Here is a 10,385-nt window from a genome sequence, read left to right as displayed (position 1 = left end):
CAAGGTTTTGGCGTCTAAATTTTTGGGACCACAGATTGTTCAATCTATCAAAATTGACAACCTTGCAGTGCTTTTGGGATTTTATCACATCTTAGCAAATATTATAATTAACAGGAATAATTTATGGAAAAAGAGAATGAAGAAAATTGCCTTGACTGGTTGCAAAAAAATATCATCGGCAGAAATTGTCTGTTTTCCACGCCATTTGGAGAAAAGCCATTAGTTTATAGCGATTATACTGCCAGCGGGAGGGGATTATATTTTATAGAAGATTACGTTCGTAACATTCTAAAAATTTACGCAAATACACACACAGCCGATGATGTAACCGGCAAAAGCATGACAAACCTTCTCCACGAAGCAGAAAGGAAAATAAAAGAAATTGTCAATGCTGGCGAACATGGGAAAATAATATTTTCAGGAGCAGGTACTACCGGTGGAATATCAAGATTTCAACAAATCATCGGACTATTTTTGTCATCTGCAACCCAAAGGAGATTTTTCCCATTTTTGGAAAACGGAACTCAAAACGAAAAAAAAATTGAAATAAAATTTAGAGAATACGCAGATTTTATCGAAAAAAATAAGCCGGTAATTTTTATTGGACCTTATGAGCATCATTCAAATGAGTTGATGTGGCGAGAAACTATTTGCGATGTAGTGCGAATTCCTCTCGGTGAAGATAGATATTTCGATTTGCAGGCATTTGAACGGATAGTTTCTGATAAGAAATATGCAAACCGACAGAAAATAGGTTCCTTTTCCGCAGCCTCAAATGTAACAGGTATAAAATCACCAGTGTATGAAATTGCGAGAATATTGCATAGAAACAATGCTCTGGCTTGTTTTGATTTTGCTGCCAGCGCTCCTTATGTAAAAATTGATATGAATAAGGATGAACAAAGTTACTTTGATGCTATTTTTCTTTCTCCTCACAAATTTCTCGGTGGTCCCGGATCTGCTGGAATTTTGATATTCAATGAAAACATTTACAATAAAAATTTGCCACCCAGCGTTCCTTCCGGTGGCACCGTGAACTTTGTATCTCCTTTTACAGAGCTCTACGTTAATGATATTGAGAATAGAGAAAAACCCGGAACTCCCGGAATTTTACAAGCTATCAGAGCTTCGCTTGTTTTTATGGTTAAGGAAAAAGTCGGGCAATCTACGATTGATAATATTAAGAAAAATTATATCAATTCTTTCTATGACGAATTTGGAAATGACCCGAACATAACAATTTATAGCCCCCCCGATCCGAAAAGGACAGTTGGAATCATTTCATTTAACATAAAACACAAGGATAAAATTTTCCATCCCAAATTTATCACTAAATTACTAAATGATCTTTTCGGCATCCAATCTCGTGCAGGTTGCTCTTGCACCGGTCCCTATGCGCATGATATTTTGGGTATAGATGAAAAAGCCTCTGAAAAATGTGCTGAATATTTTCAGCGTGGATATTTGGGATTAAAACGAGGTTGGGCAAGAATAAATCTCCACTATTCTTTGAGTTCTGAGGAATTTGAATATATTAAAAAAGCATTAAAATTCGTAATCCAAAACGCTTATCTCTTTTTGCCGGAATATAGTTTTAACGTTAATACAGGAGAATGGAAACATAAACAAGAACAAAATATTCCGAACATATTTAATCTTGAAATTGAAGAAGTGCTAAATCCAAATAATTATGACAAGATTTCTACAGAGAATTGCGAAGTTGACTTTGATAAATATCTGAATCAAGCGGAACAAATTGCAAAAGAGGTGAAAATGAAAAATGAAGAATATGAACTCTGTAAATTTGATGACGATTTGGAGGAAATGGTGTATTTCTATGTTTGTAAAAATAATTTAAAGAAGGATTTTCAATGAAAAAACGAGCGATAATCAGCGTTTCTGACAAAACTGGTGTGATTGAATTAGCACGAGAATTACTCAATTTAGATTTTGAAATTATCTCCACAGGTGGAACTTATAAAAAACTTGTAGAGAACGGAGTGGATGCCATTTTAGTTTCTGAGATCACAAAATTTCCCGAAATAATGAACGGACGGGTAAAAACTCTTCATCCGGCAATTCATGGTGGGATTTTATGTGATAAAAATAATAGCGAGCATTTAATTGAAATAGAAAAAGAAAATATCAAACCTATTGATCTCGTGGTAGTTAATTTATATCCTTTCCAAAAAACCATTTCAAAGGAGAATGTTTCCATTCAGGAAGCAATAGAAAATATTGATATTGGCGGTCCAACAATGATCCGAGCTGCTGCTAAAAATTTTGAAAGCGTTTCTGTGATTATTGATCGGAACGATTATGGGAAAGTTATTAACGAGTTAAAACATAGTGGAAATGTGAGTTTGGAAACCCGAAAGGAACTTGCTAAAAAGGCTTTTCAACACACTGCAAAATACGATTCATATATTGCGAATTATTTTTCAGGAATTTGTGAAGAACATTTGCCTTCACAGATGAATCTTGCCCTTCCTTTGATTTCTGAACTTCGTTATGGAGAAAATCCGCATCAGAAAGCCGGCTTTTATGCAGAAGAAATAATTTACAAAAAATTGCACGGTAAGAAGCTCTCCTTCAACAATTTGCAGGACGTGGATGCGGCTTTCAAAGCCATTGTAAAATTCCAAATTCGAGCGAAATTTCCCGAACTTTCCACTGTGGTAATTTTGAAACATTGTAATCCATGCGGAATCGGTACTGCCGGCAATCTGCGAGATGCGTATGAAAAGGCTTTTGCAACCGATACAATGTCTCCGTTTGGCGGGATCGTTATCGTGAACAGAACACTGGATTTGGGGGCAGCTCTGGAAATTAATAAAATATTTACCGAGATAATTATCGCGCCTGATTTCTCTGCTGAAGCTCTGGAGCAACTCAAGAAGAAGAAAAATCGCAGACTCCTAAAATATGAGCCTAATCAATTGGAAAAACTATTTCCTTCCAAAATTGGCGAAGATTATTCGCAAACAAATCCTAAAAGTATTCGAACGTGTATGAACGGTGTGTTGGTTCAGGATGAAGATATTGGTGGGGAGGATGAAAAGAACTGGAAAGTTGTAACGAATAGAAAACCGACTGACGTAGAAATGGCTCGACTCAGATTTGCCTGGAAAACGGTCTCTTTGATAAAATCAAATGGAATATCAATTTGTGATCAGGACAGAACGATTGGTTTGGGAATGGGACAACCGAGCCGAATTGATTCAACGGAAATAGCCCTTTCAAAAGCCAAAAAATTCGATCTGTCAGTGGAAAATTGTGCCCTCGGTTCGGATGCTTTTTTTCCATTTCGTGATACGATAGATCTTATTGCAAAGAAAGGAATAACCGCTGTTATTCAACCCGGTGGATCGAGGGGTGATGAAGAAGTTATCCAAGCCTGCAATGAGCATGATCTCACGATGATCTTTACAAATATGCGACATTTTCGGCATTAGAGAAAAAATTATAATAACTCTCCGCTCACTCGCTGGAATGCCATTTTATTTAATATTAAGTTGAGGTGTTCTCTTTGGTAAAATAGAATGAAAAATTAGAAGATGAGTAAATTGGAAAAAATAATCGTAATTTGTGGGCAAACAGCAGTAGGCAAGACTTCTCTTTCATTACAATTGGCAAAAGGATTCGCAGGGGAGATCATCTCTGCAGATTCGCGACAAATCTATAGAAATCTAAATATTGGAACGGATAAAGTTAGCAAATCTTTGAGAAAAGGAATTCCCCATCACCTTATTGATATCAAGAATCCAGACGAAAAATATACAGCTGGAGATTTTGTTCGTGATGCCGACAAAATCATTGAGGAAATAATTGATAGGGGAAAGATGCCGTTTGTGGTTGGCGGAACGGGGTTTTACATCAAAGCATTATTGGAAGGATTATGCGATATACCTCCGAGTGATCCTCAAATCAGAAAATTAATTGAAAACGAAATTGCTACTCGCGGTTCTATAGCCATATATGAGGAATTGGAAAAAGTTGACCCCGTGGCAGCAAAAAGGGTTCATCCCAATAATGAGAGAAGAATTGTCCATTATTTAGAAGTATTTCGAGCCACAGGCAAACCTATATCAGAATTTTGGCAGGCTCAGAAGAAGAAAAAACGCTACGATTATTTTGTTATTTATCTCACGCTGGACAGAGATAAACTTTATAGAAGAATCAATGATCGAGTTGACCAAATGATAACCACCGGCCTTATTTCGGAAGTGCAACATCTGTTGGATATGGGTTTTACCAAAGATTTACCCGGAATGAATACGTTGGGATATGTGGAAATTCTTGATTATATAAACGGCGAAACGGACAGGGAAGAAGCCGTAAAATTGATCAAACAACATATGCGAAATTATGCAAAACGGCAATACACGTGGTTTTCCAAAATCAATTCAGATTTGACAATTTATACTGATAATCTTAATTTATCCATTATTAAAAATCAAATCGAAACCTTCATTGGAGATTGATATGGAAATTGCGTTTGTAAATAACAAAAAAATTACTGACAAAGAGTTCAGGGCGGAACTTTATCAGCTCCTAAAATCGCTTGATAAAAAAGAACCGTCAATAGATGTTCAAACCAAGGCATTGAATAATCTTATCGATGCCAATCTGTTACTCGAAGAAACCGGGAAATATGATTATACAATAGATGAACAGATAGCCTTGCAGCAATTCCACTATTTGAAAAAAGGCTATGAAACAGAGATGGATTTCAACAAGGATCTGAGAAAGTATTCAATTACCACGGAAAAATTATTGGAAAATATTAGGAATAATTTACTCATAAAAAAATTTATTGAAACAAATTTTTCAAACAAAAACAAATTAGACGAAGCAAGGCTTCATGGATATTACAAAAGGAATCTAAATCACTTTAGAACATCTGACGAAGTACGAATTCATCATTTGCTTATTTCACATAAATGCTCAGATTCTCGAAAAATAGTGAAAACAGTGCAGAAGAAAATCAAAGACGGAGAAGATTTTCATCAATTGATAGCCGAATTTTCTAATTGTCCCAGTGTCCAAAATAATGGTGATTTGGGATATATCCAACGGGGGCAGTTCATTCCGCAACTCGAAAAAATCGTATTTAATAGCAAGATCGGTGAAATTGTGGGACCTATAGAAACTGAATTCGGTTTTCATTTTGTGATGGTCATAAATAAAAAATCAGCCGGCATTCCCAAATACGATGATATCAAAGAGTCGTTGAAGGAACAGCTGGAAAAAATTGCAGCCGAGATTGAACTTCTGAATTTTATTAGGGACAGGAGAAGAGAAGCAACAATCAGAATTTACGAGGATAGGTTACAGGATTGTTTAAAAGAATAATAGTTGTAGTTTTGGACGGAGTGGGAGTTGGCGAGCTGCCCGACGCTGACAAATTTCATGATTTGGGGAGTAATACCATTGCAAACGTAGCGAATGCGGTTGGAGGCTTGAATTTACCTGTTTTGCAGCAACTCGGTTTGGGGAATATCATTTCCATAAAGGGGGTTGATGTTGTTCAAAATCCTTTGGCAAATTTTGGTAAGGCAAAAGAAATTTCTGCTGGAAAAGATAGCACCACAGGTCATTGGGAAATTATGGGACTTCCAACCCAATCCCCGTTTCCTACATACCCAAACGGATTTCCATTAGACATTATTCGCAAATTTATAGAGAAAACCGGCTGCAAAGGTGTGCTGGGAAATAAAGCCGAATCCGGAACAGTTATCATAAACGAACTGGGCGAAGAACATCTGCAAACGAAATTTCCGATTGTCTATACATCTGCGGATAGTGTTTTTCAAATCGCTACGCATGAAGATGTTTTTTCCGTAGATGAATTGTATGAAATTTGCAAAATTGCAAGAGAGGATATTTTTGTAGGGAAAAATAGAGTTGGACGCGTGATAGCAAGACCTTTTGTTGGAGATAAAAATGGGAATTTCCAAAGAACCTCAGATAGAAAAGATTTTTCAATAGACCCACCCGGGAAAAGCGTTCTTGACTTTGTGAAGAATAAATCTATGGATGTTATCGGAGTTGGTAAAATAGAAGACCTTTTTAATTTGCAGGGATTGACCGAGTCTGTTCACACACATCATAATGATGAGGCGGTGGAAACTTTATTGAATTTTATGAAAAAAATGAGAGAAGGTTTGATATTTGTAAATCTGCCGGACTTCGACACAGAATGGGGGCATAGAAATAATTTTAGGGCATTTGCAGAAGGCTTGGAAGCATTCGACAGAAAATTGCAAAGCATAATTGATGAAATGCAAAAAGATGATATTTTAATTATTACCGCTGATCATGGCTGCGATCCAACCACTTCTTCCACCGATCATTCACGTGAATACATCCCGATTTTGGCATTTGGAAAGAATTTAAAAAAAGGAATCAATCTCGGAATACGTGAAACATTTGCAGATATTGGTGCAACTATTTCAGATTATTTATGTATAGAAAATCCCAAAAGCGGAAAAAGTTTTTTACCGTTGATCTTAAAGAAATGAGTGATTTTGAAAAAATACTTATTGATTATTTTTTCTGTTATTTTTATTGCCGGTTGCATTTTAGAGATCGGTAATGGTGATGGCGGTAATTCTATTCAGCAGGATGAAGAAGCGATTCGCAATGTTATTCTCGACATTTTCTATGATTTTAATTACGATGATATTTTTGGGATAATGGATCATTTCGATGCGGATTTTTTACATTATGATGTTGATTTTTATGATGAACAACAGGTTTGGTATAATCGTTTTGATCAATGGAATACTGCCTTAGTTTATAATATTTCACCAAACATAATGAGTGTGGATTACGCAAAAGTTGGATTCACCCTTGAAATGGACGGGCAAATTTTTAATGTAAATTCTCTTAGTGGTAATTTTAGTGATGTAACGATTTTGAAAAAAAGTAATGGTGTCTGGAAAATTTATGGAAATCAAAATAGTGGCTGGGAACATTATGAGATCGAAGTAAATTCTCAACCTTCGGGTGCCCGGATATATATTGATGGAGAATATACCGAAGAAGTTACACCTCATACGATAACTAACATTCCGGAAGGGCAATACGATGTGGGCGTCTATTTGCGAGATTATAACGAAATCGCCGAAACAATTTATATTGATGAGAATGAATATTTAAATTTTAATTTGAGTTTACCCAGCTATCCCACACCCGAATTTTACCTTACAAGTCCCGAAAACGGGGAAGTGTTTTATGAAAATTATTTTACTTTGAGCGGATATATTCAATTGTTCGAGGGGAATATGGCAATTCTTACCTACAATGACGTGGAATATAATATACCGGTGGATAATATGAGTGATTTCAATATTGAGGTTCCTATCTCCCAGTATGAGAATACGTTTTTTATTCGAGCAACAAATATTCAGGGCAATACCGGAACAACCGAAGATTATACTGTTTATCACGGAGATAATCCTCCTGTGGAAGAACTTACAATAAATTTAACATGGAATACGGATAGCACAGATGTTGATCTTCACATCTGGGACCCGGATGGTAATTGGTGTTATTGGCAATTTCCTGATGGAATCCCGAATGGCTTTTTGGAGGATGATATGAGCGGTTATGGTCCGGAAACTTTTAATCAATCGCCGGTTACAGAGGGAGCGTGGGTTGTGAAAGCAGTTTTTTACGAAGGTTATAATCCTGAAAATCCTACATCAGCCGAAATTGAAATTATAGTTGATGAAGAAGTTGTATATAATTTTGGACCTTATGAATTTTCCGGAGAGGGTGATGAATGGGAGATGGGATTTACGGTTGGGGGAGATGAATAAAATATTATCTCTTCATAACTTCTTGTAGATGAACTACAAAAACAGCACCGTTTGGTTTATTGTCTTTAACGTAGATTAGTCCCCCATAACTTTTTTTTCCTGTTCCAAAAACCTTCTGCTTGTGATTTTTCAAGCTGGTTTTAACCATCATTATTTTTTACCACAACACCTTTATTCCGGAAAACATAATTACCAAGTCCGAGTAAGGAAGGTATATGAAAATCCATGCTAAAATTGCCGGTAATTGATACGGTAGCCGGATCTTTTTTTTCCGGAGGAGGTAAAATAAAATCCGATTCAACATGAAATTTTTGATTTATCGAATAACCCATAGATTTTGACATCCGATACAAACATCCGATCAGCATGTTTCTCATAAGATCACGGATTCCAAGATTTCTGAATTTCTCATCAGGAATATCGTTTTGGAAGTGGAGATAATCTTCATAATTTATTCTATAAAATGGGAACCAGGGAGAAGCAAATTTGTAATTGATCATTTCCTCAGATATACCAATATCTTCTTCATACATATAAAATTTATTTTCGGATTCCTCTTCTATATCTCCGATATGTTTTAGTTTATCAATAACGGGAAATACTTTTCTTAGCACTTTGATCCCTTTTTTAGCTGCGATGATTGTTGGTTGGTTATCAATAATTTTAAATTGGATTTTCGGATAGAGTTTATTAAATTCTTCATTTCTAAAATTTTCGCTGATATAATTATAATCCGGAAAATTCATCTCCATATAATCCAAGAATGACTCGATAGTCATGTCTTTAAGTTGGGGAGATTGAAAATTAATTTTTAGGATACGTAATTTCATAAGTTGAACATCCTTTTATTGTTTTTGATTATTAGATCTTTTTCCGACTTAGAGAGCGGATAGAACGCAGTGATTTTCAATTTATCATCTTTGCGAAAATGAAAATATTGAAAGGAAAAAGATTTTTCAAAATTTTTATAACTTTCGCAAAGATCATTTTATCTTTGATAATTGGGTGCTTCTTTTGTAATGATTACATCGTGGGGATGGCTTTCGATAAGGGATGCATTTGTGATCTGGGTGAATTTTGCAAACTCACGCATTGTTTCAATATCCGGTGCGCCGCAATAACCCATTCCTGCTTTCAAGCCACCAATAAGTTGATAAAGATATTTTGCGATAGGTCCTTTGTATTCCACCCGCCCTTCAATTCCTTCGGCAACCAGTTTATCACCCTCTTTTTCCAAATCAAAGGAATTTAATTGAAATTCATTTTCCATCCCATCCTGAAAATATCTGTCTTTACTACCGGCTTTCATAGCAGAGATTGAACCCATTCCACGATAAGATTTGAATCTCCTGCCTTCGTAGATAATATCTTCACCGGGGCTTTCATCTGTTCCGGCAAATAACGAGCCGATCATCACAGAATTTGCACCGGCTGCAATAGCCTTGGCAATATCACCGGAATATTTGATTCCACCGTCAGCGATGATGGGAACTCTGTTTTCGGCTGCTTTAACACAATTTAAAATTGCACTAAGCTGGGGAACACCCACACCGGCGATAATTCTGGTAGTGCAAATCGAACCGGGGCCGATTCCGATTTTTACACCATCTGCACCTGCGAGTATTAAATCTTTTGTAGCTTCTGCTGTGGCAACATTTCCGGCAATAAAGTCCTGTTCGGGATATTTCCCCCGCAATTTTTTTAGAGCAGCAATTGCCTTGGTGCTGTGCCCGTGAGCCGTATCCACGATGATCACATCTGCTCGGGCTCGGATGAGTTCATTCGCACGTTCGAGAAAATCACCTGATACTCCCACCGCTGCCCCTACCAGCAGTTGCCCTCGTTTATCCTTAGCTGCATTTGGGAATTTTATGCTTTTCATAATATCTTTCACGGTAAGCAATCCTTTGAGATTATAATCCCCATCAACCATAAGCAATTTTTCGATGCGATTTTTGTGCAATAACTGTTTTGCTTGGGTGATCCCGATACTTTCAGGTGCTGTAATAAGGTTGTCTTTTGTCATTAATTCCGCAACGGTTTTATCCAAATTTGTCTCGAAACGCAAATCGCGATTTGTGAGAATTCCAACGAGTTTTCTGCCGGAAGTTGTGATTGGAATGCCGGAAATATTGTTCTCCGTCATTAATTTGATGGCTTTTCTGATGCTTGCGCTTGGTTCGAGAGTAATTGGATTTTTCACAACCACACTCTCGGAGCGTTTGACTTTTTTCACTTCATTAGCCTGTTGTTCAATTCCAAGATTTTTGTGGATAATGCCGATTCCACCTTCTCTCGAAATTGCGATCGCCAATCTCGATTCTGTTACGGTATCCATCGCAGCGCTTATGATGGGAAGATTAAGCTCGATATTTCTCGTTAATTTTGTTTTTACATTTACATTCTTTGGAATAACCGGAGATTTTGCCGGTATGAGAAGCACATCGTTAAAAGTAAAACTTTTTTGTATTATTTTGCGATCCATTCTTGATTTCCTTTTTGTGTTTTTGGTAAAATAATTAGTGTCCATCCTTAAAGTAGGGATTCGACGCAGATGAA

General features: G+C 36.6%; 9 protein-coding genes. 6 read left to right on the top strand and 3 right to left on the bottom strand.

Annotated features, from left to right (window positions below; genetic code table 11):
• Positions 1–123 precede the first annotated feature (123 nt).
• The 6 genes from U9P79_07945 to U9P79_07920 all read left to right on the top strand — a co-directional run bounded on the left by U9P79_07945 (position 124) and on the right by U9P79_07920 (position 7,826).
• Positions 124–1,875, top strand: a complete 1,752-nt coding sequence (locus U9P79_07945) for an aminotransferase class V-fold PLP-dependent enzyme (protein ID MEA2104553.1) — start codon at positions 124–126, stop codon at positions 1,873–1,875.
• Entirely contained in the window at positions 1,872–3,455 is a 1,584-nt protein-coding gene (gene purH / locus U9P79_07940; protein MEA2104552.1) for a bifunctional phosphoribosylaminoimidazolecarboxamide formyltransferase/IMP cyclohydrolase, read from the top strand. The genes U9P79_07945 and purH overlap by 4 nt, the downstream gene beginning before the upstream one ends.
• A gap of 102 nt (positions 3,456–3,557) precedes the next feature.
• Complete coding sequence (gene miaA, locus U9P79_07935) at positions 3,558–4,484, top strand: tRNA (adenosine(37)-N6)-dimethylallyltransferase MiaA (protein MEA2104551.1); 927 nt, start codon at positions 3,558–3,560, stop codon at positions 4,482–4,484.
• A gap of 1 nt (position 4,485) precedes the next feature.
• Complete coding sequence (locus U9P79_07930) at positions 4,486–5,355, top strand: peptidylprolyl isomerase (GenBank protein MEA2104550.1); 870 nt, start codon at positions 4,486–4,488, stop codon at positions 5,353–5,355.
• Positions 5,340–6,524, top strand: a complete 1,185-nt coding sequence (locus tag U9P79_07925) for a phosphopentomutase (protein ID MEA2104549.1) — start codon at positions 5,340–5,342, stop codon at positions 6,522–6,524. Before U9P79_07930 ends, U9P79_07925 begins: the two co-directional genes overlap by 16 nt.
• 6 nt (positions 6,525–6,530) lie before the next feature.
• Positions 6,531–7,826, top strand: coding sequence for a PEGA domain-containing protein (locus U9P79_07920; protein MEA2104548.1), 1,296 nt, complete (start codon positions 6,531–6,533; stop codon positions 7,824–7,826).
• A 4-nt stretch (positions 7,827–7,830) separates the two neighbouring features.
• Here the strand turns inward: U9P79_07920 and U9P79_07915 are convergent, their stop codons facing one another.
• From U9P79_07915 to guaB, 3 genes are all read right to left on the bottom strand, one after another.
• Positions 7,831–7,977, bottom strand: a complete 147-nt coding sequence (locus tag U9P79_07915; GenBank protein MEA2104547.1) for a hypothetical protein — start codon at positions 7,975–7,977, stop codon at positions 7,831–7,833.
• A complete protein-coding gene (locus tag U9P79_07910; protein MEA2104546.1) occupies positions 7,967–8,656 on the bottom strand; it encodes a CRISPR-associated endonuclease Cas6 in 690 nt (229 codons plus the stop codon). The genes U9P79_07915 and U9P79_07910 overlap by 11 nt, the downstream gene beginning before the upstream one ends.
• Before the next feature lie 158 nt (positions 8,657–8,814).
• The gene (gene guaB, locus U9P79_07905) at positions 8,815–10,311 is read right to left on the bottom strand and encodes an IMP dehydrogenase (GenBank protein ID MEA2104545.1); all 1,497 of its coding nucleotides are present in this window, start codon (positions 10,309–10,311) and stop codon (positions 8,815–8,817) included.
• Between the last annotated feature and the right edge of the window lie 74 nt (positions 10,312–10,385).

The organism is Candidatus Cloacimonadota bacterium, assembly GCA_034661015.1.
In the GTDB taxonomy this organism is placed as follows: domain Bacteria; phylum Cloacimonadota; class Cloacimonadia; order JGIOTU-2; family JGIOTU-2; genus JAYEKN01.
This window is presented reverse-complemented; position numbering and strand designations above follow the sequence as displayed.

Coding starts and splice junctions, on each gene's coding strand:
- U9P79_07945 (MEA2104553.1), top strand. CDS start 124: ATGGAAAAAGAGAATGAAGAAAATTGCCTTGACTGGTTGCAAAAAAAT.
- purH (MEA2104552.1), top strand. CDS start 1,872: ATGAAAAAACGAGCGATAATCAGCGTTTCTGACAAAACTGGTGTGATT.
- miaA (MEA2104551.1), top strand. CDS start 3,558: ATGAGTAAATTGGAAAAAATAATCGTAATTTGTGGGCAAACAGCAGTA.
- U9P79_07930 (MEA2104550.1), top strand. CDS start 4,486: ATGGAAATTGCGTTTGTAAATAACAAAAAAATTACTGACAAAGAGTTC.
- U9P79_07915 (MEA2104547.1), bottom strand. CDS start 7,977: ATGATGGTTAAAACCAGCTTGAAAAATCACAAGCAGAAGGTTTTTGGA.
- U9P79_07910 (MEA2104546.1), bottom strand. CDS start 8,656: ATGAAATTACGTATCCTAAAAATTAATTTTCAATCTCCCCAACTTAAA.
- guaB (MEA2104545.1), bottom strand. CDS start 10,311: ATGGATCGCAAAATAATACAAAAAAGTTTTACTTTTAACGATGTGCTT.